19 protein-coding genes are annotated in these 25,062 nt (G+C 66.7%); 7 read left to right on the top strand and 12 right to left on the bottom strand.

Annotated elements, in window-relative coordinates; genetic code table 11:
• Positions 1-49 precede the first annotated feature (49 nt).
• Positions 50-1,048 (bottom strand): ligase-associated DNA damage response exonuclease, encoded by a 999-nt coding sequence (locus NZL82_RS04310; protein ID WP_261268531.1) that lies wholly within the window; start codon positions 1,046-1,048, stop codon positions 50-52.
• 19 nt (positions 1,049-1,067) lie between these two features.
• On the opposite strand from NZL82_RS04310, the gene NZL82_RS04305 reads away from it, so the two are divergent.
• The 4 genes from NZL82_RS04305 (at position 1,068) to NZL82_RS04290 (ending at position 8,494) form a co-directional block, all read left to right on the top strand.
• The gene (locus NZL82_RS04305) at positions 1,068-3,479 is read left to right on the top strand and encodes a ligase-associated DNA damage response DEXH box helicase (protein ID WP_261268530.1); all 2,412 of its coding nucleotides are present in this window, start codon (positions 1,068-1,070) and stop codon (positions 3,477-3,479) included.
• Positions 3,480-3,571: 92 nt separating this feature from the next.
• Positions 3,572-5,671: a bifunctional (p)ppGpp synthetase/guanosine-3',5'-bis(diphosphate) 3'-pyrophosphohydrolase gene (locus tag NZL82_RS04300; RefSeq protein ID WP_261268529.1), complete on the top strand. Its 2,100-nt coding sequence runs from the start codon at positions 3,572-3,574 to the stop codon at positions 5,669-5,671.
• Between the two features lie 380 nt (positions 5,672-6,051).
• Positions 6,052-7,467: a M48 family metalloprotease gene (locus NZL82_RS04295; RefSeq protein WP_261268528.1), complete on the top strand. Its 1,416-nt coding sequence runs from the start codon at positions 6,052-6,054 to the stop codon at positions 7,465-7,467.
• A gap of 34 nt (positions 7,468-7,501) precedes the next feature.
• A complete protein-coding gene (locus tag NZL82_RS04290) occupies positions 7,502-8,494 on the top strand; it encodes a glycosyltransferase family 2 protein (RefSeq protein ID WP_261268527.1) in 993 nt (330 codons plus the stop codon).
• 290 nt (positions 8,495-8,784) lie between these two features.
• Here NZL82_RS04290 and pnp read toward each other — a convergent pair whose 3' ends face one another.
• The 4 genes from pnp to NZL82_RS04270 all read right to left on the bottom strand — a co-directional run bounded on the left by pnp (position 8,785) and on the right by NZL82_RS04270 (position 13,184).
• Positions 8,785-11,121 carry a polyribonucleotide nucleotidyltransferase gene (gene pnp / locus NZL82_RS04285; protein WP_261268526.1) on the bottom strand — a complete coding sequence of 779 codons (2,337 nt, stop codon included), beginning with the start codon at positions 11,119-11,121 and terminating at the stop codon, positions 8,785-8,787.
• Between the two features lie 244 nt (positions 11,122-11,365).
• Positions 11,366-11,635 carry a 30S ribosomal protein S15 gene (gene rpsO / locus NZL82_RS04280; protein ID WP_261268525.1) on the bottom strand — a complete coding sequence of 90 codons (270 nt, stop codon included), beginning with the start codon at positions 11,633-11,635 and terminating at the stop codon, positions 11,366-11,368.
• 13 nt (positions 11,636-11,648) lie between these two features.
• Complete coding sequence (gene truB / locus NZL82_RS04275) at positions 11,649-12,548, bottom strand: tRNA pseudouridine(55) synthase TruB (RefSeq protein ID WP_261268524.1); 900 nt, start codon at positions 12,546-12,548, stop codon at positions 11,649-11,651.
• A 27-nt stretch (positions 12,549-12,575) separates the two neighbouring features.
• Positions 12,576-13,184 carry a thymidine kinase gene (locus NZL82_RS04270; RefSeq protein WP_261268523.1) on the bottom strand — a complete coding sequence of 203 codons (609 nt, stop codon included), beginning with the start codon at positions 13,182-13,184 and terminating at the stop codon, positions 12,576-12,578.
• A 52-nt stretch (positions 13,185-13,236) separates the two neighbouring features.
• Here NZL82_RS04270 and NZL82_RS04265 point away from each other — a divergent pair, with 52 nt between their 5' ends.
• On the top strand, positions 13,237-13,827 hold the full coding sequence (locus tag NZL82_RS04265) for a YceI family protein (RefSeq protein WP_261268522.1): 591 nt from the start codon (positions 13,237-13,239) through the stop codon (positions 13,825-13,827).
• Between the two features lie 305 nt (positions 13,828-14,132).
• Here the strand turns inward: NZL82_RS04265 and rbfA are convergent, their stop codons facing one another.
• From rbfA to rimP, 6 genes are all read right to left on the bottom strand, one after another.
• Positions 14,133-14,540 (bottom strand): 30S ribosome-binding factor RbfA, encoded by a 408-nt coding sequence (gene rbfA, locus NZL82_RS04260; RefSeq protein ID WP_261268521.1) that lies wholly within the window; start codon positions 14,538-14,540, stop codon positions 14,133-14,135.
• A gap of 101 nt (positions 14,541-14,641) precedes the next feature.
• Positions 14,642-17,524 (bottom strand): translation initiation factor IF-2, encoded by a 2,883-nt coding sequence (infB, locus tag NZL82_RS04255; protein WP_261268520.1) that lies wholly within the window; start codon positions 17,522-17,524, stop codon positions 14,642-14,644.
• Positions 17,521-18,324: a DUF448 domain-containing protein gene (locus tag NZL82_RS04250; RefSeq protein ID WP_405051343.1), complete on the bottom strand. Its 804-nt coding sequence runs from the start codon at positions 18,322-18,324 to the stop codon at positions 17,521-17,523. Before NZL82_RS04250 ends, infB begins: the two co-directional genes overlap by 4 nt.
• Positions 18,305-18,535, bottom strand: a complete 231-nt coding sequence (locus NZL82_RS04245) for a 4-oxalocrotonate tautomerase family protein (protein WP_261268519.1) — start codon at positions 18,533-18,535, stop codon at positions 18,305-18,307. Before NZL82_RS04245 ends, NZL82_RS04250 begins: the two co-directional genes overlap by 20 nt.
• Positions 18,535-20,154 carry a transcription termination factor NusA gene (gene nusA / locus NZL82_RS04240; protein WP_261268518.1) on the bottom strand — a complete coding sequence of 540 codons (1,620 nt, stop codon included), beginning with the start codon at positions 20,152-20,154 and terminating at the stop codon, positions 18,535-18,537. The genes NZL82_RS04245 and nusA overlap by 1 nt, the downstream gene beginning before the upstream one ends.
• Positions 20,154-20,732, bottom strand: a complete 579-nt coding sequence (rimP, locus tag NZL82_RS04235; protein WP_261268517.1) for a ribosome maturation protein RimP — start codon at positions 20,730-20,732, stop codon at positions 20,154-20,156. Before rimP ends, nusA begins: the two co-directional genes overlap by 1 nt.
• A 178-nt stretch (positions 20,733-20,910) precedes the next feature.
• Here rimP and NZL82_RS04230 point away from each other — a divergent pair, with 178 nt between their 5' ends.
• Positions 20,911-22,119 (top strand): PQQ-dependent sugar dehydrogenase, encoded by a 1,209-nt coding sequence (locus NZL82_RS04230; protein ID WP_261268516.1) that lies wholly within the window; start codon positions 20,911-20,913, stop codon positions 22,117-22,119.
• Positions 22,120-22,282: 163 nt separating this feature from the next.
• Positions 22,283-23,509 (top strand): ROK family transcriptional regulator, encoded by a 1,227-nt coding sequence (locus tag NZL82_RS04225; RefSeq protein WP_261268515.1) that lies wholly within the window; start codon positions 22,283-22,285, stop codon positions 23,507-23,509.
• Positions 23,510-23,635: 126 nt separating this feature from the next.
• On the opposite strand, the gene NZL82_RS04220 is transcribed toward NZL82_RS04225, so the two are convergent.
• Complete coding sequence (locus NZL82_RS04220; protein ID WP_261268514.1) at positions 23,636-25,060, bottom strand: sugar porter family MFS transporter; 1,425 nt, start codon at positions 25,058-25,060, stop codon at positions 23,636-23,638.
• Positions 25,061-25,062: the final 2 nt, after the last annotated feature.

The raw sequence follows: 25,062 nt of genomic DNA, 5'->3' as shown, positions 1-25,062 counted from the left end.
ACAAATCTCCGTTCAGCCTGAGCGAAGTCGAAGGCCACGCTACGCCATCTCAATCATCCTCATCCTCGAACCCCACCAAGGCCAAGGCTCGCGCCTTCATCTGCCGCGTCTCGCACCAGTGGACCAAGGCCTCCTCGCGCCCATGCGTCACCCACACCTCGCGCGGCGCGATCTCGGTCAGCGTGGTCGTCAGCTCATCCCAATCGGCATGGTCGGACAGGATCAGCGGCAGCTCGACATTCTTCTGCCGCGCGCGCTGGCGCACCCGCATCCAGCCGCTGGCCATGGCGGTGATCGGATCGGGCAGTCGCCGCGACCAGCGATCGTTGAGCGCCCCCGGCGGGCACATCACGACATGCCCCGCCATCTCCGCCTTGGGCGTGTCGGCCACCATGCGGAGCTCGCCCAGATCGACGCCCAATTCCTGATAGAGTGCACATAGCCGCGCCAGCGCACCGTGGAGATAAATGGGCGCCTCATGCCCCCGCACGCGGAGTTCGGCGATCACCCGTTGCGCCTTGCCCAGCGCATAGGCGCCGACCAGCACGCAGCGCGTCGGATTGGCGTGGAGCCGCGCGATCAGCTTGTCGATCTCGTCGCCCGTTTCGGGGTGGCGAAAGACGGGCAGCGCGAAGGTCGCCTCGGTGACGAACACGTCGCATTTCACCGGCTCGAAGGCGGCACAGGTCGGATCGGCGCGGCGCTTGTAATCGCCCGACACCACCACCCGCTCGCCCCGATAGTCGAGCACGATCTGCGCCGATCCCAGCACATGCCCGGCGGGGACGAAACTCACCTCCACGTCACCCAACCGGATCGTCTCGCCATACCCGACCGGCACGCCGGTCTGCGGGCCATAGCGCGCCTCCATGATCGCCAACGTCTCCGGCGTCGCCCAGACGGTGCCATGCCCGCCGCGTGCATGGTCGGCATGGCCATGGGTCACGAGCGCGCGTGGCTCGGGTTCGGAGGGATCGACCCACACATTGGCGGGGGCCACGTAAATCCCATGTTTATGGGGCTGTATCCAGTCGCCGAGCTTGGCCATGCTACCTATATCCTTGGATATGCCTCCCGGTTCCCTTCCGCCCGCCCTGACCGACTGGTTCGCCGCCAAGGGCTGGCACCCGCGCACCCATCAGCTGGCGATGCTGGAGGAAGCCCGCGCAGGCCGCCACGCGCTGCTGGTCGCGACCACGGGCGCGGGCAAGACGCTGGCGGGGTTCCTGCCAACCCTGACCGAGTTGATCGCGCAGCCGAGCGAGGGGCTGCACACCCTCTACGTCTCGCCGCTCAAGGCGCTGGCGGTCGACATTCGCCGCAACCTCGTGACCCCGATCGAGGAAATGGGCCTCGACATCCGGGTCGAGACGCGGACCGGTGACACCTCGTCGGACAAGAAGGCACGGCAGCGGGTGAAGCCGCCGCAGATATTGCTGACCACGCCGGAATCGCTGTCGCTGCTGCTCAGCTATCCCGATGCCGAAACGATGTTCGCCGGGCTGAAGACCATCGTGGTGGACGAGGTCCATGCCTTTGCCACCGGCAAGCGCGGCGACCTGCTGTCCTTGTGCATGGCGCGGTTGCAGCGGCTATCGCCCGGTCTGCGACGGGTCGCGCTGTCGGCGACGGTGGCGGACCCGGACGGCTATCGCGCCTGGCTCGCCCCCGATGGCGATATCGACGCGGTCGGCCTCGTCACCGGCGAACCCGGCGCACCGCCGGACATCTCCATTCTGCTGCCCGAGGACCGCGTCCCCTGGGCGGGCCATTCGGGCCGCTATGCCGCCGCGCAGGTCATGCGCGTCATCGAGGCGAACCGGACGACCATCGTCTTCTGCAACACGCGCAGCCTGGCCGAGCTGATCTTCCAGGATCTGTGGAAGGCGAACGACAAGAGCCTGCCGATCGGCGTCCATCACGGCTCGCTGTCCCTGGAAGCCCGCCAGAAGGTCGAGGCGGCGATGGCCGATGGGCAACTCCGCGCGCTGGTCGCGACCGCCAGCCTCGACCTGGGCGTCGACTGGGGCGATGTCGATTGCGTGATCCAGATGGGCGCGCCCAAGGGCTCGTCGCGCCTCCTGCAACGCATCGGTCGCGCCAATCACCGGCTGGACGAATCGAGCCGCGCGATCCTGGTCCCCGGCAACCGCTTCGAATATCTGGAGGCGCGCGCCGCGCTCGACGCGGTGGAGGCGGGCGAGCTGGACCCCGACCTCTTCCGCCCCGGCGCGCTCGACGTGCTGGCGCAGCATGTCATGGCCTGCGCCTGTGCCGCACCGTTCGAGCAGGGCGCGCTGCTCGACGAAATTCGTTCGGCCATGCCCTATTCGGCGTTGGACAATGCGACGTTCGACCGGGTGCTGCGCTTCATCGCCGACGGCGGCTATGCCTTGCGCGCCTATGACCGGTTCAAGCGGCTGGTGCAGCAGCCGGACGGGACGTGGCGCGTCACCCATCCACAGTTCGTCGCTCAGCACCGGCTGAACGCCGGGATCATCGTGGAAGCGACGATGCTGAAGGTCCGCTTCCGCAACGGCCGCCAGCTCGGTCGAGTCGAGGAGGGTTTCGCCGCGACCCTGGCACCCGGCGACACCTTCTTCTTCGCCGGATTGAGCCTGGAGGTGGAATCGATCGATGGCGAGGATTTGATCGTCCGCGCTACCTCCCGCCCTGCGCGCATCCCGACCTATGGCGGCAGCCGGATGCCGCTGTCGACCAGCCTCGCCGACCGAGTGCGGGAGTTTCTCGCCGACCGGGGCGAGTGGGATCGCTTCCCAGCGGACGTGCATGCCTGGCTGGAGATGCAGGATCGCCGCTCGGTCCTGCCCCGCCCCGGCCAGTTGCTGGTCGAGACCTTCCCGCGCGAGGGGCGGCATTACATGGTGGCCTACAGCTTCGAGGGGTGGAACGCGCACCAGTCGCTGGGGATGCTCGTCACAAGGCGGATGGAGGCGCAGGGGCTGAAACCGCTGGGCTTCGTCGCCAGCGACTATGCGCTGGCCTGTTACGGGCTGGAAAAGGTGACCGATCCGGCGAGCCTCTTCTCCCCCGACATCCTCGAAAACGAGTTCGTCGACTGGGTGCAGCAATCGCACCTCCTCAAGCGCGCCTTTCGCGAGGTGGCGGTGATCGGCGGGCTGGTCGACCGCCAGCATCCCGGCAAGCGCAAGACCGGGCGGCAGGTGACCTTTTCGACCGACCTGATCTACGACGTGCTGCGCAAGTACGAGCCTGGCCATCTGCTGCTTCAGGCGGCATGGGACGATGCCCGCGCGCGGATGACCGATGTGGGGCGACTGGCGAATTTGCTCGACCGGGCGGGCGGCACGATGCTGCATGTCGATCTGGAGCGGGTGAGCCCGCTCGCCGTGCCGGTGCTGGTGCTGATCGGGCGCGAGCGCGTGGCGACGGGGAGCGCGGACGACGACCTGTTGATCGAGGCGGAGGCTCTGGCGGCGGAGGCGATGGGAGACTGAGGCCGGTGGCCCTCAACCCAACAAATCATCCGATCACCCTGATCGCATCAAAAATCTTGCAATGCGTACCCCTACCCCGCAAATCTGATTTCGTGCTCCGCCAGTATGAACTCGTCGACCGCGTGCTCGACTATGACCCCCAGGCCGATGAGGCGCTGTTGAACCGCGCCTATGTCTTCTCGATGAAGGCGCATGGCAGCCAGAAACGTGCCTCTGGCGATCCCTATTTCAGCCATCCGATCGAGGTGGCCGGCATCCTGACCGACATCCATCTGGATGACGAGACGATCGCCACCGCCATCCTGCACGACACGATCGAGGATACGGTCGCGACCTATGAGGAGATCGAACGACTCTTCGGCCCCAATGTCGCGCGGCTGGTCGACGGCGTCACCAAGCTGTCCAAGATCGAGGCGCAGACCGAAAGCGAGCGCGCCGCCGAAAATCTGCGCAAGTTCCTGCTCGCCATGTCGGACGATATCCGCGTCCTCTTGGTGAAGCTGGCCGATCGCCTCCACAATATGCGCACCCTCCATCACATCGCGAAGCCGGAGAAACGCCGCCGCATCGCGAAGGAGACGATGGACATCTACGCCCCGCTCGCCGAGCGGATCGGCATGTACGAGTTCATGAAGGAGATGCAGATGCTCGCCTTCCAGCAACTCGAACCCGAGGCGTATGAGTCGATCACGCTGCGCCTCGCCCAGATGAAGGAGGGTGGCGGCGACCGGATTTCTCGGATCGCGTCGGGCCTGAAACTCCTCATGTCGCGCGGTGGCGTCGAGGCCGAGGTGACGGGGCGTGAGAAGTCCGCCTTCTCGATCTTCCGCAAGATGAACGAGCGGCACATCAGCTTCGAACAACTGTCCGACGTCATGGCCTTTCGCGCGATCGTGCCGACCGAGGAGGATTGCTACCGCGCTCTGGGGCTGATCCATCGCCGCTGGCCGATGGTGCCGGGGCGGTTCAAGGATTATATCTCGACGCCGAAGCGCAACGGATACCGATCGCTGCACACCAGCGTCATCCATGCCGACAATGCGCGTATCGAAATCCAGATCCGCACGCCGGAAATGCATGCCGAGGCCGATTTCGGTCTGGCGGCGCACTGGACCTATAAACAGGCGACGCGCCATGATGCGCAGGTCAGCTGGATTCGCGACCTGGTCGAAATCCTCGACACCTCGGACAGCCCCGAGGAGCTGATCGAACATACGAAGATGGCGATGTACCAGGATCGCATCTTCGCCTTCACCCCCAAGGGCGAGCTGATCCAGTTGCCCAAGGGCGCGACGCCGATCGACTTCGCCTATGCCGTCCATACCGATCTGGGCGACCAGGCGGTCGGGGCCAAGCTCAACGGCCGCGTGGTGCCGCTATCGACCGTCATCTCCAATGGCGACCAAGTGCAGATATTGCGCTCGGCCGGACAGACGCCGCAGGCTAACTGGCTGAACCTGGCGATCACCGGCAAGGCGCTGGCCGCGATCCGCCGTCACCTGCGCCATGCCGAGCGCGCCGAGCAGGTGACGCTGGGCACCAAGCTGTACGAGGACATCGTCCGCCGCCTGCCCGCCCAGATCGGGCCGGATGCGCTGACCCATGCGCTGCAACGGCTGAAGATGCCCGACGAGGCGCATCTGATGATCGCGATCGCCAGGCGTACCGTGTCCGACGCGGCGGTGATGGAGGCACTGATGCCCGGATCGGCGGGCGCGGATGTCGTCGCCCTGCCGCCGCAGTCGAGCGCGATCTCGATCAAGGGGCTGACCCCGGGCGTCGCCTATGACCTCGCGCAATGCTGTCACCCGGTGCCCGGCGACCGCATCGTGGGCCTGCGCCGCCCCGATGCGGGGATCGAGGTGCACGCCATCCAGTGCCCGGTGCTGGCCGAATTGGCGGATCGGACCGACGAGGAAACCGACTGGGTCGACGTGTCCTGGGGCGACGACAGTGAGGGCGCGACCGCGCGCATCTCGGTGATGGTCAAGAACGAACCCGGCGCGCTGGGCATCCTGGCGACGATCATCGGCCAGCATAAGGCGAACATCATCAACGTCCGGCTGGATACCCGCGACACGCGCTTCCATACGAACCTGATCGATGTGGAGGTGCATGACCTGCAACATCTGATGCGCCTGATCGCGGCCCTGCGCGCGGCGGATGTGGTGAGTTCGGTCGAGCGGGTTTAGGTTCGCGCGGAGGCGCGGAGAACGCAGAGAGGTCCGGCGCGCGGAAAGCGCGTCCTGTTATCTTCGACGCTGCATGATGACCGTCGCCAAGGTGGTTGAACGAACCCCCTCTGCGTCCTCCGCGCCTCTGCGCGAACTAAATCTTCTTCGTTCCCCGGCGAAGGCCGGGGCCCAGTAGGGGTGAATGATCGAGAACGCGGGGCGTTTGCCTCCCACGCATCGTTTCGCGCGCCTTTGGCCGCGGGGAAACTGGACCCCGGCCTTCGCCGGGGAACGATGCGGCATTGGATTTCCTGACACCCGGATGACGCCTGCGTAACAAAAAGCTGGAACCCCCGACGCGCCTGCGCTTTGGAGACCCCGAACAGGGGAGCCTTAACATGCGTTTCGTCACCGCCGCCGCCATGCTCGCGCTCGTCGCCACCCCCGTCGTTGCCCAGACGACGCGCGCCATCTCCGCCTCGGACAAGGCGCAGGGGGCACAGGCCAACCCGGAACTCGTGAAGCAATATGGCGGCCGCTACACCGGCCCGCAGGCCGCGTTCGTCGAGCGGGTTGGAAAGCGGGTCGCAGTCCAGTCCGGCCTGTCGAACGCGCAGGGCGACTTCACCGTCACGACGCTGAACTCGCCGGTCGAGAACGCCTTCGCCATTCCCGGCGGCTATATCTATGTCACCCGACAGCTTCTCGCGCTGATGAATTCCGAGGCCGAACTCGCCTCGGTGCTGGGCCATGAGGTCGGCCATGTCGCCGCGCGCCATTCGCAAAGCCGCAATACCCGCTCGACCATCGGCTCGATCCTGGCGGCGGGCGCGGGGCTGCTGACCGGCAGCAATATCGCCACCCAGTTGGTGGGCACCGGCGCGCAGCTCTACACGCTGAAATATGGCCGCGATCAGGAATATCAGGCCGACGGCCTCGGCATCCGCTACATGACCGCCGCGGGATATGATCCCTATGCCTCGGCCGACATGCTCGCCTCGCTGGCCGCGTCGAGCAACCTCGCGGCGCGCACATCCGGCAAGGACGCCAACGCCATTCCGACCTGGGCCTCGACCCATCCCAACAGCGCCGACCGGGTCCGCCGCGCCGCTTCGCTTGCACAGCAAACCGGCCGCCCGGAGACTACGCCGCCCCAGGACACGGCATTCCTGCGGATGCTCGACGGCATGCCTTACGGCGACGATCCCAAGGAAGGCATTATCGACGGCCAGACCTTCCGCCATCCCGGCCTCAAGCTGAAGTTCACCGCGCCCAGCGGCTATGCCATCGCCAATGGCAGTGATGCCGTGACCATCGTCGGCCAGGGCGGACAGGCGGAGATGCGCCTCGGGCAAGGCAGCGATCTGGGCCAGGCGATCACGCAGCGTTTCCGCCAGCTCGGCACCGGCACCCCCTCTGGCCAGTTGCAGAACGGGACGGCCAACGGCATCCCCTATGCCTATGTGACGACCCGCGCCGCCGCCAATAATCGCGCGGTGGATGCGACGGTGGTCGCCTATCGCTTCCCCGCCGCGACCTATACCTTCACGCTGGTCACCCCCGCTGGCAGCGGCATCGGGCCTTTCCAGCCGCTGCTCGCCTCCGTCGCGCCGCTCTCGACCGCCGAAGCCAATGGCATTCGTGGCAAGAAGATCAGCATCGTCACCGTCCGCCAGGGCGACACGATCGACAGCCTGTCGGCGCGCATGGCCTTTCCCGATTACAAGCGCGAGCGGTTCGTGACGCTGAACGGGCTCGATTCGGAACAAGCGCTGATGCCGGGTCGTTTGGTCAAGCTGGTCGTGAATGGGTGACGGACGCGCTCGACGCCGCTAAACCGGCGGCGTCATGAAGCGCCCTGCCCTGTCCGTTGTCGTCCCCTGCTATAACGAAGCCGCATGCCTGGACGTGCTGCACGCCCGTATCTCCGGCGCAGCGCGTGCGGCGGTGGGCGAGGATTATGAGATCGTCCTGATCAACGACGGCTCGCGCGACGATAGCTGGCCGGTGATGCAGCGGCTCGCCGCCGCCGATCCGCATCTGGTCGCGATCAACCTGTCGCGCAACCACGGCCACCAGCTGGCGCTGACTGCGGGTCTCGACCTGTGCGCGGGCGAGCAGATCCTGATCATCGACGCCGATCTTCAGGACCCGCCCGAACTCCTGACAGACATGCGCGCGACGATGGCGGCGCAGGGGGCGGACGTGGTCTATGCCGTGCGCCGCAAGCGGGCGGGCGAGACATTGTTCAAAAAGGCGACGGCGGCGATCTTCTACCGGATGCTCGACCGGCTGACCGACACGCCGATCCCGCTCGACACCGGCGATTTCCGCCTGATGAGCCGCCGTGCGCTCGACGCGTTGCAGTCGCTGCCCGAACAGGCGCGCTTCATTCGCGGCATGGTCGCCTGGGTCGGCTTCCGCCAGGTCCCCTTCCCCTATGACCGCGCCGAGCGCCATGCGGGCGAGACCCATTATCCGCTGGGCAAGATGATCGCGCTCGCCTTCGACGCGGTGACCGGTTTCTCGACCGCGCCGCTTCGCTGGGCCAGCCATATCGGCCTGGCGCTGACGGCGGCCTCGCTGTTGCTGCTGGTCTATATCGCGATCGGGTGGCTGACGGGGACGGCGGTGCAGGGCTGGACCTCGACCATGTTGGTCACCGTCATTCTGGGCGCGGTGCAGATGTTCGTGCTGGGCATGATCGGCGAATATCTGGGGCGGCTCTATATCGAATCGAAGCGGCGCCCGCTCTATCTGGTCGCCGATGTGGCAGGGCCAGTGCAGGGCCATGCCCGGCTAGGCTATAGCGCGCATGAGGGGGCGAAAGACCCGGCCTGACCGCCATCGCGCGGGTCCGGCGCGGGCGCTTCCGCTCCTGCGGGACTCCCCCGGCGTTCGTCGGGGTGGTGGTAGCAGGCTAACTTTCGGACGGGAATCTTGACTCCGGGACGCACGCGGCGGGGGTCGGGGCGTGGCCTTCGAATTCGCTCGGGCTGAAGGGTTTTTGGTGTCCAGGCCCATTCTCGACCGCCGTTCAGCCTGAGCGAAGTCGAAGGCCACGGGACGCTCCCAACGAAAAAGGGCCCGGGGTTTCCCCCGAGCCCTTGTCCGTCATCCGAAGATAAGGATCAGTCGCGATCGCCGGTCAGGAAGGCCGGAGCGGCGAATTCGGACGAACCGCCCTGCTCGCCGCCTTCGCGACGGGGACGGTCGCCACGGTCGCGACGCGGACCGCTGCGGCCTTCGCCACCGCGCTCACCACCACGGTCGCCACCGTCACGGCGCGGACCGCGACCGCCTTCACGGTCACCGCGCGGACCACGGTCACCGCGCGGTTCACGCGGTTCGCGGGCCGGACGATTGTCCTCCAGCTCGGCACCGGTTTCCTGGTCGACGACGCGCATCGACAGGCGGACCTTGCCGCGCGGATCGATCTCGAGGACCTTGACCTTGACTTCCTGGCCTTCGGTCAGGACGTCCGAGACCTTCTCGACGCGCTCGTTCTTGATCTCCGAGACGTGGACCAGACCGTCCTTGCCGCCCATGAAGTTCACGAACGCACCGAAATCGACCAGGTTGACGACCTTGCCGTTGTAGATCTTGCCGACCTCGGCCTCTTCGACGATGCCCTTGATCCAGTTCATCGCGGCTTCGATCTGCGCACCGTCCGACGAGCTGATCTTGATCACGCCCTCGTCGTCGATGTCGACCTTGGCGCCGGTCGTCGCGACGATCTCGCGGATCACCTTGCCGCCGGTGCCGATCACGTCGCGGATCTTCGACTTGTCGATCGTCATCGTCTCGATGCGCGGGGCATGGGCCGAGAGCTCGGTGCGGGTCTCGCCCAGCGCCTTGTTCATCTCGCCCAGGATGTGCGCGCGGCCTTCCTTGGCCTGCGCCAGCGCGACCTTCATGATCTCCTCGGTGATACCGGCGATCTTGATGTCCATCTGGAGCGAGGTGATGCCCTCGGAGGTGCCGGCGACCTTGAAGTCCATGTCGCCCAGGTGATCTTCGTCACCCAGGATGTCGGACAGGACCGCGAAGTCCTTGCCTTCCAGGATCAGGCCCATGGCGATGCCCGAGACCGGACGCTTCAGCGGAACGCCCGCATCCATCAGCGACAGCGAGCCGCCGCAGACGGTGGCCATCGACGACGAGCCGTTCGACTCGGTGATGTCGCTGGTCACGCGGATGGTGTAGGGGAATTCCTCCTTCGACGGCAGCACCGGGTGCAGCGCGCGCCAGGCCAGCTTGCCATGGCCGATCTCGCGACGGCCCGGCGCGCCGAAGCGGCCCACTTCGCCGACCGAATAGGGCGGGAAGTTATAGTGCAGCATGAAGTGCTGGTACGACAGGCCGTTCAGACCGTCGATCATCTGCTCGGCATCGCGGGTGCCCAGCGTCGTGGTCGCGATCGTCTGGGTCTCGCCGCGGGTGAACAGCGCCGAGCCGTGCGAACGCGGCAGGAAGTGAACCTCGGCCTCGATCGGGCGAATCTGCGTGGTCGAGCGACCGTCGATGCGGCGGCCGTCCTTCAGGATCGCGGTGCGGACGATCTCGGCTTCCAGCTTCTTGACGAGCTTGGCGGCGACGAGCTGCTCCTGCGGGGTGCGCTCGGCCATGGCGGCCTTCGCCTTGGCGCGGGCCTCGCCCAGCGCGGTCTGGCGCGCCTGCTTGTCGGTCAGCTTATAGGCGGCGGTGATGTCCTTGCCGACCAGCTTCTTCAGCTCGGCCTTCACGGTCTTCTGGTCGTCGCCGACCTTCAGCTCCCACGGGTCCTTGGCGGCCTGCTCGGCGAGATCGATGATCGCGTCGATGATCTGCTGCGACGCCTTGTGCGCAAACATGACCGCGCCCAGCATGACCTCTTCGGAAAGCTCCTTGGCTTCCGACTCGACCATCATCACCGCATTGTGGGTGGCGGCGACGACCAGGTCCAGGTCACCGGCCAGCGCCTCGGCGTCGGTCGGGTTCAGCTGATACTCGCCATCGACATAACCGACGCGCGCGGCGCCGATCGGGCCCATGAAGGGCACGCCCGAGATGGTGAGCGCGGCCGACGCGGCGACCAGCGCCAGGATGTCGGGCTCGTTCTCGCCGTCATAGGAGAGCACTTGGCAGATGCAGTTGATCTCGTTGTAGAAACCTTCGGGGAACAGCGGGCGGATCGGACGGTCGATCAGGCGGCTGATCAGCGTCTCACGCTCGGTCGCACCACGCTCGCGCTTGAAGAAACCGCCGGGGATACGGCCCGCCGACGAGAACTTTTCCTGATAGTGAACGGTCAGCGGGAAGAAGTCCTGCCCTTCCTTCACATTCTTCGCGGCCGTCACGGCGCACAGCACCACCGTCTCGCCCAGCGTCGCGATCACCGCGCCGTCGGCCTGACGGGCCACCTTGCCGGTTTCGAGGGTCAGCGTCTTGCCGCCCCACTCGATGGCCACTTTCTTGGTATTGAACATGGAATATCCTTCACTCCGACGGGCCTATCCCGCCGGGGCCTATGGGTTGAGCCAAAATTGGCTCTGGAGGTCGACCGAATTGCCGATCCTCCGATCCTACCCGACCCTGTCGTCGGGTTTCATGACATAGAGGCTTTGGGGATGCGCCTTTGCGGCATCCGGTCGGCCCGGTGCTTCATACACCAGCCGATAAAAAAAGGGCACCCCCGCAGGGGTGCCCTTTTTCGTGGCTTTCGCCCGTGGCTTACTTGCGCAGGCCGAGCTTGGCGATCAGCGCCAGATAGCGGTCGCCATCCTTGTGACGCAGATAGTCGAGCAGCGAGCGGCGCTTGTTGACCAGCATCAGCAGACCACGGCGCGAATGGTTGTCCTTCGCATGGGTCTTGAAGTGGCCGGTCAGGTTCTGGATCCGCTCGGTCAGGATCGCGACCTGGACTTCGGGCGAACCCGTGTCACCCTCGGCTCGGGCATGATCCTTGATGATTTCCTGGCGGCGTTCAGCGGTGATCGACATCGTGATCCTTTCTTCAATCGAGGTTGAAGCCGCGTACGACCCGGACGTTTCCTTCCAGCGCCTCTACCAGCGCCACCGGGGTATCCCCCAGCATCGCGAAATATTGGCCATCGTCCACGGCGATCCCGGCCAGCACACGCCCCTGACGGAGCGCCCCTGCCTGGTCGGGGTCGAGAGCAAGAGCCGGGATGTCGTCCAGCCCCGCCCTCAGCGGCAGGAGTATCTGTTCAAGGGTGCGCGCCTGCCCCATTTCGTTCAATTTGTCCAGCGATATTGCCGGGGCGAGGGTGAACGGCCCGGCCTTGATGCGGCGGAGCATGGTGACATGCCCCACGGTGCCCAGCGCGAGCGCGATGTCGCGGGCGAGCGAGCGGATATAGGTGCCCTTTGAGACGTGCGCGGTGAGGGTGATCTCCTCCAGCGCGCCATCGGCCGCCCCCTCCTGCACCGTTAGGGCGTGGATCGTTACCGCACGACTCGCCAGCACCACCTCTTCCCCCGCCCGCGCCAGGTCATAGGCACGCTCGCCGTCGATCTTCAACGCCGAATAGGCAGGCGGCACCTGTTCGATCGGCCCAGTGAAGCCCGGCAAGACCGCTTCCAGCGCGTCGCGAGTCGGGCGGACGTCGCTGGCCGTCACCACCTCGCCCTCCGCATCCAGCGTCGAGGTCTGCTCGCCGAAGCGGATGGTGAAGTCGTACACCTTGTCGCTGTCGAGCATCCGCCCGGCCAGCTTGGTCGCCTCGCCCACCGCGATCGGCAGCACGCCGGTCGCCAGCGGGTCGAGCGTGCCGCCATGGCCGACCTTGATCCCCTTGCCATAGCCGCCCTGGCGCAGCACGCGCTTGACCGCGCTCACCCCTTGCGTCGAGCCGAGCCCCAGCGGCTTGTCGAGTATGATCCATCCATGCATCGGACGGGCGTTAGTCGGGCTTGGCCCCTATCTCAAGGACGGCGCCTCAAGCACCGTGCCGCCCGCCAGCGCTTCGCCGAAATGGCGGCGGCACAAGGCGATGTAGCGGTCATTGCCGCCAATCTCGGTCTGCGCGCCCTCGGCGATCGCCTGGCCCTGGCCATCGACGCGCAGGTTCATCGTCGCCTTGGCGCCACAGACGCACACCGACTTGATCTCGCTGAGCGTGTCGGCGAGCGCCAGCAACCGCGCCGATCCGGGGAAGAGCTGGCCCTTGAAATCGGTCCTCAGGCCATAGCAGAGCACGGGAATCCGGTGCCGGTCGGCCAGCCGGGCCAGTTGATCGACCTGATCGGGCGTCAGGAACTGCGCCTCGTCGACCAGGATACAGGCGAGCGGCGTGCGGCCATGCCGGTCGAGCGCGCAGGACTCCAGATCGGTGGTCGCGTGGAACGGTGTCGCGGGCTGCGACAGGCCGATTCGCGAGGCGATGGTGCCATAGGCGAAGCGATCGTCGATCGCGGCGGTGAACAGCATCGTGTTCATCCCCCGCTCGCGATAGTTGAAATCGGCCTGCAGCAGCATGGTCGATTTCCCGGCATTCATGCTGGCATAGTAGAAATAGAGCTTGGCCATATCCCGCCCTTATCGGAAGGGAGCCGCCATTTCGAGCATGGGACGAACCGGCATGTGGATTGGCACGCGGATGGCGATGGCGGTGGTGGCCACAGGAATGGGTGGCGCCGGATCGGCAACCGTGCCTGGCTCGTTCGCCTATGGCATCGACCCCGCCCATGCGCGCGTGCAGGCCAAGGTCGGCTTTTTCGGACTGGGCAGCAAGACGGCGCGTTTTCCCCGGCTGGAGGGCCGCGTCGCCCTGTCGGAGCGGGATGCGCAAGCCGTGACGCTGGACGTGCGGATCGATGCGCAGGCGCTGGAGGCGGGGGATTCGCTGACCCGCTCCCGCCTGCGCGGTCCCGATTTCTTCGATGTCGAGCGATACCCCCGCGTGATCTTCCATGGCTCGACCATGACCCGGACCGGACCGCATAGCGCGCAGGTCGCAGGGACGATCACCGCGCGCGGCGTCACCCGTCCGGCGACACTGGCGGTCGACTTCTCACGCGACTTTTCCGCGATGACCGGCCGCGAGCCGGTGCATATCGCAGCGTCGACACGGATCGACCGGCGGGATTTCGGAATGATCGCCTATCCGCTGATCGTCGGGCGACAGGTGACGATTACGATCGATGCCGATCTGGTGCCGGGGCGGGATTAGGGCGGTTCCCGCCTTCCGTTTGTCGTGAGTCAGGTTCGCGCAGAGGCGCGGAGGGGTGGATCGCCCCCAACACCCCACCCCGGCGAAGGCCGGGGTCCAGTTGCCATGGACGGGCGGCGGCGCAGTACATCTGCCTCCCCCGCCTCGGCGCAGCGCGCCATCCACGGCACGGAGACTGGGCCCCGGCCTTCGCCGGGGTGGGGCGGAATTTAAACATTGGGCGCTTCTTCTCTGCGCCCCCTGCGCCTCTGCGCGAACCTTTCTCTTGGCCTTCGACTTCGCTCAGCCTGCATAGAGGCGGGGTGTCAGTCCTCGGCGGGCTCTCCCTCCTCCAGATCGCGCGCGACCTTGGGCGAGCGGAGGAGCGAGTCGATATGGCTTCCCTCGTCGAAGCTCTCGTCCGCCAAGAACTTCAGCTTGGCGGCATATTTCATCTTCACCCGTGTCGCGACCTCGCGCTGGAGATAGGCGGTGTTGGTGCGCAGCGCCTTGATCACCACCTCCTCGTCCTTGCCGAGCAGCGGCTTCACGAAGACGGTCGCGTGGCGCAGGTCGGGCGACATGCGCACTTCGGTCACGCTGACCATATGCTTGGCCAGCGTTTCGTCATGCACGTCGCCGCGCGCGAGGATTTCGGACAGGATATGACGCACCTGCTCGCCGACGCGGAGCAGGCGGACCGAGGGTTCGGCGGGGTTCTTGGCTTGGACCATGATAGTTCTTCTTCAAACGGAAATCGCGGCCGCCCGACGGGCGACCGCGATCATGTCCGGCAGAGGCGGGCGGCAGGAGTTATCCCACCACCCTGCCCGCATCAGAGCGAACGCTCGCGCAGTTCGACCTCGAAGGTTTCGAGATAGTCGCCCGCCTTGATGTCGGTGAAGTTCTGCGTGAACGTCACACCACATTCCAGGCCAGCGCGAACCTCGGCGACATCGTCCTTGAACCGGCGGAGCGAGTTGATCTCGCCCTGGTAGATGATGACGTCGTTGCGCGTGATGCGCGCCTTGAGCGCCTTGCGGATGACACCCTCGGTGACCAGCAGACCGGCGGCCTTGCCGGTCTTGCCCGCCGAGAAGACCTCGCGGATTTCGGCGCGGCCGACGACCGTTTCGAACGCCTCGGGGCCCAGCTCGCCAGCCATACCCGCGCGGATCTCGTCGATAAGGTCATAGATGACGTCGTAGTATTTGAGCGCCACCTTGTTCCGCTCGGCGATCTCACGCGCCTTGGCGTTCGCACGGACGTTGAAGCCGATGATCGGCGCACCGCTGGCGGCGGCGAGCGTCACGTCCGACTCGGTGATGCCACCGACGCCCGAGTGCAGGATACGCGCCTTGATGAGGTCGGACGCGATCTTGTTGATCGACGCCACGATCGCCTCGACCGTGCCCTGCGTATCCGCCTTGACGACCAGCGGATATTCCTTGGCCTGGTTCGCCTTCAGCGCCGAGAACATCGACTCCAGGCTGGCCGGGGCCGAAGTGGTGCGCTTCTGGAGCAGCACGCTCTGGCGATACTCGGCGACCTCGCGGGCACGCGCCTCGTTCTCGACGACCTGGAGGAGGTCGCCCGCCTGGGGCACGCCCGACAGGCCGAGCACCTCGACCGGCATCGCAGGCCCCGCTTCCTTCACCTGGCGACCCTTGTCGTCGACCAGCGCACGGACCTTGCCGCTTTCCGCGCCGACAACGAACACGTCGCCGACCTTCAGCGTGCCGCGCGTGACCAGCACGGTCGCGACCGGACCACGGCCCTTGTCGAGCTTGGCCTCGATCACGCTGCCTTCGGCCGGACGATCGGGGTTGGCGGCCAGTTCGAGCAGTTCGGCCTGAAGCTGAATCTTCTCGATCAGCGTATCCAGACCGATCTTCTTGAGCGCCGAGACTTCGACGTCCTGGGTTTCGCCGCCCATTTCCTCGACCTGCACGTCATGCTCGAGCAGACGCTCGCGGACGCGCTGGGGATTGGCGTCGTGCTTGTCGATCTTGTTGATCGCCACGATCATCGGCACGCCGGCCGCCTTGGTGTGGTTGATCGCCTCGATCGTCTGCGGCATCAGCCCGTCATCGGCCGCGACCACCAGCACCACGATGTCCGTGATGTCGGCGCCACGCGCCCGCATCTGGGTGAAGGCCTCGTGGCCCGGCGTGTCGAGGAAGGTGATCTTCGACTTGTCCTTCAGCGTGACCTGATAGGCGCCGATATGCTGGGTGATGCCACCCGCCTCGCCGCGCACCACATCGGTGCCGCGCAGCGCGTCGAGCAGCGAGGTCTTGCCATGGTCGACATGGCCCATGATCGTCACCACCGGTGCACGCGGCTTCAGCGATTCCGCCGCATCCTCGCTGGTGTCGAGCGCCAGATCGATGTCGCTGTCCGAGACGCGGACGATGTTGTGGCCGAACTCGGTCACCAGCAGCTCGGCCGTATCCTGGTCGATGGTCTGCGTCATGGTGACGGGCATGCCCATCTTGAACAGCGCCTTGACCAGATCCGCGCCCTTCTCGGCCATGCGGTTGGCCAGTTCCTGGACGGTGATCGCTTCAGGCACCTGCACGTCGCGGACCTGCTTGACCTGCGGCTCGCGCGGGCCGCCAAAGCCACGCTTTTCCTTTTCGCGGGCACGCTTCAGCGCGGCGAGCGAGCGGGCGCGGGCGCCGTCCTCGTTCAGCGCGCGGTTGACGGTCAGCTTGCCGCCACGACGCTCGTCACCCTTGCGGTCGCGCTGCTGCGGACGGCCCGGAGGCGCGTTGCGCGGCGTCGGCTGGCCCGAGGGCATCGAACGCGGTGCACCACCCGACGGAGCGGAGGCGGTGGTGTTGGTCGGCGCGCTGGCGGCCGGAGTCGCGGCTGCGGCGGGCGCAGGCGCGGGCTTGGGCGCAGGCTTCGGAATCTCGGGACGCTGCACCGGCGAGAAACGGCGCGGCGCGGGCATCGAGGGATCGCGACCCAGGACCGGCGGCGTCGGCACCACCGGAGCGGGCGCAGGCGCGGGCTTCGCCGCCACCGGAGCGGGGGCGGGCGTCGGGGCCGGCGCGGGGGTAGGAGCCGGTGCCGGGGCGGGTACCTCGACCTTGGGCTCTTCCGCCTTAGGCTGCGGCGCCGGGATTACCGGACGCTCGACCGGACGGAAGGGACGCGGCTGGACCGAGATGGTCGGCGCGGCCGGAGCCGGAGCGGGTTCCGCCGCAGCGACAGGCGCAGGTGCCGGGGTCGGCTCGGGCGCAGGCTCGGGTGCCGGTTCCGGCGCGGGCGGCGGGGCGGCGGCAGCCTCGGCGGCGGCACGCGCACGCTCTTCGGCCCGCACACGCTCGTCTTCGGCGCGCTGCTGACGCTCGGCGTCCTCGCGACGACGAATCTCTTCCTGCATGGCGAGGCGCTGTTCCTCCGCTTCACGCAGCAGGCGCGCTTGGCGCTCCTGTGCCGTCTCGTTCGACGGCACCGGGCGACGCGGTGCAACCGGCGCCGCGGCGACGGGCGCTGCGGGCACGGGTTCGGGGGCCTGCGCGGGGGCGGTCGTCTCCGGCGCTCCCCCCTGCGGGCCCAGGACGCGACGGCGCTTCGTCTCGACGATCACGGTGTTCGAGCGGCCGTGGCTGAAGCTCTGCTTCACCTTGCCGGTCTCGACCGTGCGCTTCAGCCCCAGGGGCTGGCGCATTCCGAGTTTCGGCTTGTCGTTGTCGGTCTCGCTCACTCAAAATCCTCGTGTACGGTCACGGCCGGTCGGTCACCAGTAAGGTCGGACGCCGATGCGCCTTGCGAGGCCGTTTCGCAAGGCGTTGCCACAGGGTCGGGTCCGATAAAATGCAGCCAGCGGTCGAGCGCTTCGCTCACCCGCTTTGCCGCGTTACGATCTGTCAGGCCGATGTGTACCACATTTTCGCGGCCCAACGCCAATGACAATATGGGGCGTGTGGCGGGCAGTGCCAACCCCTTCAGATCGGAACCTTCACGGTCCGATCCGACGCGCCACGCCTGCGCCAGCTTGCGACAGCCATCCTCGCCCGCATCGGCGGCGTGATAGAGCGCGTGCAGCTGTCCCGAGCGCGCCGCCGTCGCGATCTTGTCCGATCCGGTCAGCAGCATGCCCGAGCGCGACTCGAGGCCCAGCCGGTCGAGCGCATTGCGCTCCAAGGCGGCGGTGATCAGCGCGGGCAGGTCGTCGGGGATCGCAAACTCGCCCGTCTTGAACGCGCGCGCCAGTGCCCCCTTCAACCGCCCCTTCGCCATCGCGATTTCCAGCTCGGCGCGGGTCACGCCGATCCAGCCGCCCCGTCCCGGCGCCTTGGCGCGGACATCGGGCAGCACCCGCCCGTCGGGCGCGAGCGCCAGACGAATCAGATGCGGGCGCGCGTCATGCTCGCCCGACAGGATGCAGCGGCGGACCGGTCCATCGATCGAATCGCGGGCCGCTTTCGCCGAAGCTCTGGGGCTCCGGCCCTTGGGGGCCGGAGCGGTGTTTACGCCACCGCGCTCATTGTCCCGGTTCCGCATGCGCGTCTCCCCGGGTGCTAGGAGCGTCACGGTCGGCGATCAACTGACCGCCAGCCCCGTAATTTTCGGTGGAGACCTCCTCGATCACGATCTGGACGGCGGCCGGATTCTTGCCCAGCCGCTCCACCAGCGAACGCGTCACGTCGGCGACGATCTCGGCCTTTTGCTGCTTGGTGGCGGTTCCCGCCATACGGATCGAGACGAACGGCATCAGGCTTCGTCGCCCTCCGCGTCGGCAGCCTCGGCGGCCACGGGCTCTTCCTCATCGGCGAACCAGTGGGCGCGCGCGGCCATGATGATCTCGTTGCCCTGCTCGTCGCTCAGGCCATATTCGGCCAGGATGCCGCCCTTGGGCGCGGCACGCGGGGTATCGTCGCCACGACGACGCGGCTCGGCGCGCTTCTTCTCGACCAGTTCGTCGGTCGCCAGATCGGCGAGATCGTCGAGCGTCTTGATGCCCGCCTTGCCCAGCGTGACCAGCATCGCCTCGGTCAGATAGGGAATGTCGGCCAGCGCGTCCTCGACGCCCAGGCCACGACGCTCGTCGCGTGCAGCCTGTTCGCGGCGGTCCAGCGCTTCCTGCGCACGGCTCTGGAGCTCCTGCGCCAAGTCCTCGTCGAAGCCCTCGATCGCGGCCAGCTCGTCGAGCTCGACATAGGCGACCTCTTCCAAAGCACCGAAGCCTTCGGCGACCAGCAGCTGGGCCAGCGTCTCGTCCACGTCCAGTTCGTTCTGGAACATCTCGGAGTTGGCCACGAATTCCTTCTGGCGCTTCTCGGACGCGTCGGCCTCGGTCAGGATGTCGATCGCCTTGGCGGTCAGCTGGCTGGCGAGGCGGACATTCTGGCCGCGACGGCCGATGGCGAGGCTGAGCTGATCGTCGGGGACGACGACCTCGATCCGGTCCTCTTCCTCGTCGATCACGACGCGGCTGACGTTCGCGGGCTGAAGCGCGTTCACCACGAAGGTCGCGGTATCGGGCGACCAGGGGATGATGTCGATCTTTTCGCCCTGCATTTCCTGCACGACGGCCTGGACGCGGCTGCCCTTCATGCCGACGCAGGCGCCGACCGGGTCGATCGACGAGTCGTGGCTGATCACGCCGATCTTGGCGCGGCTGCCCGGATCGCGCGCGGCGGCCTTGATCTCGATGATGCCGTCATAGATTTCGGGCACTTCCTGCGCGAACAGCTTCTTCATGAAGTCGGGGTGCGCGCGGGACAGGAAGATCTGCGGCCCGCGATTCTCGCGGCGCACGTTCAGGATCAGCGAGCGGATGCGGTCGTTCACGCGGACGACTTCGCGCGGGATCTGCTGATCGCGACGGATCACGCCCTCGGCGCGGCCGAGATCGACGACGATGTGACCAAACTCCACACGCTTGACGACGCCGGTGATGATCTCGCCCTGGCGGTCCTTGAACTCGTCATACTGACGATCGCGCTCGGCGTCGCGGACCTTCTGGAAGATGACCTGCTTGGCCGCCTGCGCCGCGATGCGACCGAATTCGATCGGGGGCAGCGGGTCGACGATGAAGTCGCCGATCGCGGCACCCTTTTGCAGCTTCTCGGCGCCCTTGAGGTCGATCTGCTTATAATAATCGTCGACCTGCTCGACCACCTCGACGACGCGCCACAGACGCAGGTCGCCCGAGTTGGGATCGAGCTTCGCGCGAATGTCGTTCTCGGCACCATAGCGGGCACGGGCGGCGCGCTGGATCGCGTCCTCCATCGCCTCGATGACGATGCCCTTGTCGATCATCTTTTCCGAGGCGACCGCATTCGCGATCGCGATCAGTTCCGCCTTATTGGCGGAAATGGCGGTAGCCATCAGTGCCGTCCTTCCGTCGTGGCGCCGTCCGTGTCGGGCGCGTCCTGATAATAAACCTCTTCCGCGCCATCCAGGGACAGCGGCACCGTCGCGGCGATCAGCCGGTCGGTCATGACGAGCTTGGCGTCCTCGATCGCCGCGAAGGGCAGTTCGTGGCGAACCTCTTCCCCGTCAACGATGATGACGGTCTCGCCCTCGACCCCGGCCAGATCACCCTTGAACTGCTTGCGGCCGTTCAGCTTCTCGGCGAGCGTGATCCGCGCCTCATGCCCCGCCCAGTCGGCGAAGTCCTTCAGTCGGGTCAGCGGACGGTCGATACCGGGCGAGGACACCTCCAGCCGATAGGCATGGTCGATCGGGTCGCGGCCCTGCTCCTCCAGCGCGTCCATCACGTCCGAGATTCGGCGCGACAGATCGGCACAGTCGTCGATGTTGAGCTGGCGCGTATCGGGACGCTCGGCCATCACCTGGAGCGTCGGGTCCGACGTGCCGCCATACATCTTCACGCGCACGAGTTCGAAACCAAGCGCTTTCGCCTCAGGTTCGATGAGTTGCGTCAGAAGGGCGATGTCCGCCATGAAAGCTCCAGATGTGCCGGATCGGTGCCGCGGAACCCGTCCCGCAGCCTCTTTCACCCGACGATGTAAGAGAATGTCGCAGTATATACGCGCAACGCTCTTGCGAAACAAGCACGCATATCGAAACGTTAGCCCGGATGATCGGGACCTTTCCAGGCCCCGGACGGGAGAGACGACCATGAAATTGCCGCTGCTCGCCACCCTTCCGGTGGCGCTGATCGCCTGTTCGGGCAATGGCCCCGCCCCCGACGAGACGGGCAGCACGCCCCCCGTCGCAATATCGCCGGGCGGCACGCCCTCCCCCTCACCCTCCGCATCCGCCACGCCGCCCGCGACGGTGGTCGACGGCCAGCCCTTTGGCCGGACCGTCATCGCCGATTTCGACGCGCCCTGGGCGATGACCTTCCTGCCCGACCGGCGTATGCTGGTGACCGAGAAGGACGGGCGGATGCTCCTGGTCAGCGCGGACGGGCAGCAGCGGCAGGTGATCGCGCGCATCGGTGTCGATTCGGCGGGCCAGGGCGGACTGATGGACGTGGTCCTCGCCCCCGATTTCGCTCGGTCGGGCCATGTCTATTTCAGCTATTCGGCCGCGACCGAGGGCGGCAAGCATGTCGTGCTGGCGCGCGGCGCGCTGCGCGAAACGAACGGTACCGCGCAACTGACCGGGATCGAGACCTTGTGGGGCGCGAGCCCCGCCGTCACCGGCGACGGCCATTATTCAGGCCGCATCGCCTTCTCGCCCGATGGCCAATATCTGTTCTTCACGGCGGGCGAGCGGCAGAAATTCACCCCTGCCCAGGATGCCAAGGCGACGCTGGGCAAAGTCCTGCGCCTGACCCCGGACGGCAAGCCCGCGAACAATCCGCTGGCGGCGCAGGGCTTCGATCCGGCGGTCTGGTCCTATGGGCACCGCAACCTGCTCGGCATCGCCTTCGACGCGAGCGGCAATCTGTGGGAACAGGAAATGGGCCCCAAGGGCGGCGACGAGCTCAACCTGATCCTGCCGGGGCGCAATTATGGCTGGCCCAACGCCTCCAACGGATCGCATTATGACGGACGCGACATTCCCGACCACCGGGCGGGCGATGGCTATGAGGCGCCCAAGGTCTGGTGGAACCCGGTGATCTCGCCGGGCGGGCTGATGATCTATTCGGGATCGCTGTTCCCGCAATGGCGCGGCGACGCCTTTATCGGCGGCCTGTCGAGCAAGTCGCTGGTCCGCGTCGACCTGAACGGCACCAGCGCGACCAAGGGCGATCAATGGGGCATGGGCGCGCGCATTCGCGAGGTCGAGCAGGGGCCGGACGGCGCCATCTATGTGCTTGAGGATGGCGGCGATTCGCAGGGACGCCTCATCAAGCTGACTCCGGCCACCGCATCCTGACCGCTTTGCCGCCCCTTCCCACCCGTCGGGGCGGCCATATTGGTCCGACAATTCACTTGACCGCCACCGACGGCAGGTCGATCCTGTCCGCGGGAGGAGAGGGACGATAAAGCTTCGCTCCACCAATATGGGGGAGACGAGCCAGATGCCATCGCCGCACCGAATGTCGCCTGGACGCGCGCGCGCCGTCGAGGCGCATTCGCGCGATGCGCGACTGTCGCGCGGCCTGTCGGGCACGAATTTGGAGCGCGCGGGCGACTATAATCTGCGCACCGTGCTCCAGGTGATTCGCCTTCACCGCGAAACGACCCGAATCGCCATCGCCAACCAGACCGGACTGACCCCGCCGACTATCGCCAACATCACCGGGCGGCTGACCGAAATGGGGCTGATCCGCACCGCCGGGCGGCTGCACAGCGGGCGTGGCCAGCCGGCGCTGAAGATCGAGCTTTGCCCCGATGGTGCGTTCGGCATCGGCCTGACCATCGATCGCGACCATCTGGCGATCGCGATCCTGGACCTGAGCGGCACGGTGCGCGCCCGCGCCACGCGGGAGATCGGTTTCGCGAGCCCCGACGACGTGCTGGCCTTCATCCGCGACACGCTCGACCCTGCTTTGGTCGAAGGAGGGATCGACCGGTCGCGCGTGCTGGGGGTCGGGGTGGCGATGCCGGACGGGCTCGATCGCTCGCTGCCCAATCAGACGCGGGGCTATGATGCCTGGGTCGGGGTGGACTTGAACGCGCTGCTCGCCCCGCTCCTGCCCTGGCCGATCCACCGCGACAATGATGCCGCCGCCGCCGCTTTGGGCGAGGCGCAATATGACCAGGACTTCGAATGCCCCAGTTTCTTCTACCTGCTGATCACGGCGGGCCTGGGGGGCAGCCTGGTCATCGACCGCAGCTATCATCGCGGCGCGCATCGCCGGTCGGGCGAGATCGGGCTGATGCCCGACCCCACCGCCGACCGCCCCGGCGCGGTGGTGCAGGACACGGTATCGCTGGCGGGGCTCCAGGTACGGCTGGCCGCGGCGGGACACAGGCTGGAATCACCCGAGACGCTGGGCGAGCGCGACGATCCGAAGCTGTCCGCCATACTCGACCCGTGGATCGCGGATTCGATCGCCTCGCTCGTCCAGCCGTTCGTCGCGGTCACCACCCTGTTCGATCCGCACGCCATCCTGATTGGCGGGCGGCTTCCCGCATGGCTGCTCGACCGGCTGGCGGAGGGGTTGCGACAGGCGCTGGCGGGGATCGAACTGCCCGCCCGCCCGATCATCCGCGCCGCCCGCACCGCGCAGGACGCGCCTGCGATCGGCGCGGCGATGCTGCCGTTCATGGACCGGCTGCTGCCCTCCGACTCGATCCTGATCCAGGCCGGGCGCGGGTAAACGCCCTTCTCATTCCCCTCATCCGTTCAGCCAGGACGGACGAGAAGGCCAAGCGCGCAGCGTCAAAAAAAGGCCCGCCTCCCATAGGGAAGCGGGCCTCAAGGGTATCTCGCATGTTCGGGGCTATCAGCCCGCCATGTCCTCCAACTCACGACCGCGCGTTTCGTTGACCATCGCGCGGACAAAGAAGAACGAAGCCGCCGCAAAGAAGGCATAACCGAAATAGGTCACGCTCAACCCCGGCGACACGGCGAGCGCCGGGAAGCTGACCGAGATGGCGGCATTGGCGATCCACTGCGCGAAGCCCGACACCGCCAGGCCCGAGCCGCGAATCTGGTTCGGGAACATCTCACCCAGCATGACCCACATGACCGGGCCCCAGCTGGCGTTGAAGAAGATGACGTAGAGGTTCGCCGCGACCAGCGCGATCACGCCGTTGTTGCCGGGCAGGGTCACGCCGCCGTTCGCGCCGGTGACGGCGGTCGAGAAGGCATAGGCGACGATCGCCAGCGTCACCGCCATGCCCGCCGAACCGATCAGCAGCAGCGGCTTGCGCCCGATCTTGTCGACGGTCGCGATGGTGAACAGACACGCCGCGATCGACAGCACACCCGACAGGATGTTGGTCTGAAGCGCATAGTCTTCCGAAAAGCCGACCGCTTCCCACAGGGTCGCACCATAATAGAAGACGACGTTGATGCCGACCAGCTGCTGGAAGATGGCCAGGCCGATACCGGCCCACAAAATGGGGCGGATCTTGCCCGTGGTCTTGTCGACCAGATCGGACAGCTTGGGCTTGTGGTGATCAGCGGCCAGGCTCGCGCGGATTTCGGAGACCTTGCGAGTCGCCTCCGCCTCACCGAACAGGCGGGTCAGCACGGTATGTGCCTCGGCATCGCGGCCCTTGGCGACCAGGAAGCGCGGGCTTTCCGGGATGATCGACAGCGCCGCGAAATAGACCGCCGCCGGGATCGCCTGAAGCCAGAACATCCAGCGCCAGGCGGGATAGCCCAGCCAGAATTCGGCGGTCGAACCACCGGCATAGCGCGCCAGCGCGAAGTTCGCGACGAAGGCGCCGGTCAGGCCGGTGATGATCATCACCTGCTGTACGCTCGACAGGCGTCCGCGAATCGCGGCGGGGGTGACTTCGGAGATATAGACGGGCGAGATGACGCTGGCCGCGCCGACGCCCAGGCCGCCGATGATGCGCGCGAAGATGAAGACGGCCGAACTGCCCGCCGCACCGGCCAGCAGCGCGCTGACCAGGAACAGCGCGGCGGCCAGCATCATGACGTTGCGGCGACCGATCGCGTCCGCCAGGCGGCCCGCACCGAACGCGCCGATCGCCGATCCGACCAGGATCGCGCCGACATTGACGCCCACGCCCAGGCGGCCGAGGTCGAATGCGGCCTCCAGCCCCTTCTGGGTGCCATTGATGACGCCTGAGTCATAGCCGAACATGAAACCGCCGATGGTCGCAACGGCGACGATCGCGGTGATGAAACCATGATTGACGCTGCCAGCGTCCAATCCCCTTGTCGTATCGGTCACCT

The sequence above is a fragment of the Sphingomonas sp. LC-1 genome (assembly GCF_025371035.1).
Lineage (GTDB): Bacteria > Pseudomonadota > Alphaproteobacteria > Sphingomonadales > Sphingomonadaceae > Sphingomonas > Sphingomonas sanguinis_E.
Note: the sequence above shows the minus strand (reverse complement) of the source record. Positions and strands in the feature narration are given on the sequence as shown.

What these genes read in the sequence shown, in the direction of transcription:
- NZL82_RS04310 (WP_261268531.1), bottom strand. Translation starts at nt 1,048, where the DNA reads ATGGCCAAGCTCGGCGACTGGATACAGCCCCATAAACATGGGATTTAC.
- NZL82_RS04305 (WP_261268530.1), top strand. Translation starts at nt 1,068, where the DNA reads ATGCCTCCCGGTTCCCTTCCGCCCGCCCTGACCGACTGGTTCGCCGCC.
- NZL82_RS04295 (WP_261268528.1), top strand. Translation starts at nt 6,052, where the DNA reads ATGCGTTTCGTCACCGCCGCCGCCATGCTCGCGCTCGTCGCCACCCCC.
- NZL82_RS04290 (WP_261268527.1), top strand. Translation starts at nt 7,502, where the DNA reads ATGAAGCGCCCTGCCCTGTCCGTTGTCGTCCCCTGCTATAACGAAGCC.
- pnp (WP_261268526.1), bottom strand. Translation starts at nt 11,121, where the DNA reads ATGTTCAATACCAAGAAAGTGGCCATCGAGTGGGGCGGCAAGACGCTG.
- rpsO (WP_261268525.1), bottom strand. Translation starts at nt 11,635, where the DNA reads ATGTCGATCACCGCTGAACGCCGCCAGGAAATCATCAAGGATCATGCC.
- truB (WP_261268524.1), bottom strand. Translation starts at nt 12,548, where the DNA reads ATGCATGGATGGATCATACTCGACAAGCCGCTGGGGCTCGGCTCGACG.
- NZL82_RS04270 (WP_261268523.1), bottom strand. Translation starts at nt 13,184, where the DNA reads ATGGCCAAGCTCTATTTCTACTATGCCAGCATGAATGCCGGGAAATCG.
- NZL82_RS04265 (WP_261268522.1), top strand. Translation starts at nt 13,237, where the DNA reads ATGTGGATTGGCACGCGGATGGCGATGGCGGTGGTGGCCACAGGAATG.
- rbfA (WP_261268521.1), bottom strand. Translation starts at nt 14,540, where the DNA reads ATGGTCCAAGCCAAGAACCCCGCCGAACCCTCGGTCCGCCTGCTCCGC.
- NZL82_RS04250 (WP_405051343.1), bottom strand. Translation starts at nt 18,324, where the DNA reads ATGCGGAACCGGGACAATGAGCGCGGTGGCGTAAACACCGCTCCGGCC.
- NZL82_RS04245 (WP_261268519.1), bottom strand. Translation starts at nt 18,535, where the DNA reads ATGCCGTTCGTCTCGATCCGTATGGCGGGAACCGCCACCAAGCAGCAA.
- nusA (WP_261268518.1), bottom strand. Translation starts at nt 20,154, where the DNA reads ATGGCTACCGCCATTTCCGCCAATAAGGCGGAACTGATCGCGATCGCG.
- rimP (WP_261268517.1), bottom strand. Translation starts at nt 20,732, where the DNA reads ATGGCGGACATCGCCCTTCTGACGCAACTCATCGAACCTGAGGCGAAA.
- NZL82_RS04230 (WP_261268516.1), top strand. Translation starts at nt 20,911, where the DNA reads ATGAAATTGCCGCTGCTCGCCACCCTTCCGGTGGCGCTGATCGCCTGT.
- NZL82_RS04225 (WP_261268515.1), top strand. Translation starts at nt 22,283, where the DNA reads ATGTCGCCTGGACGCGCGCGCGCCGTCGAGGCGCATTCGCGCGATGCG.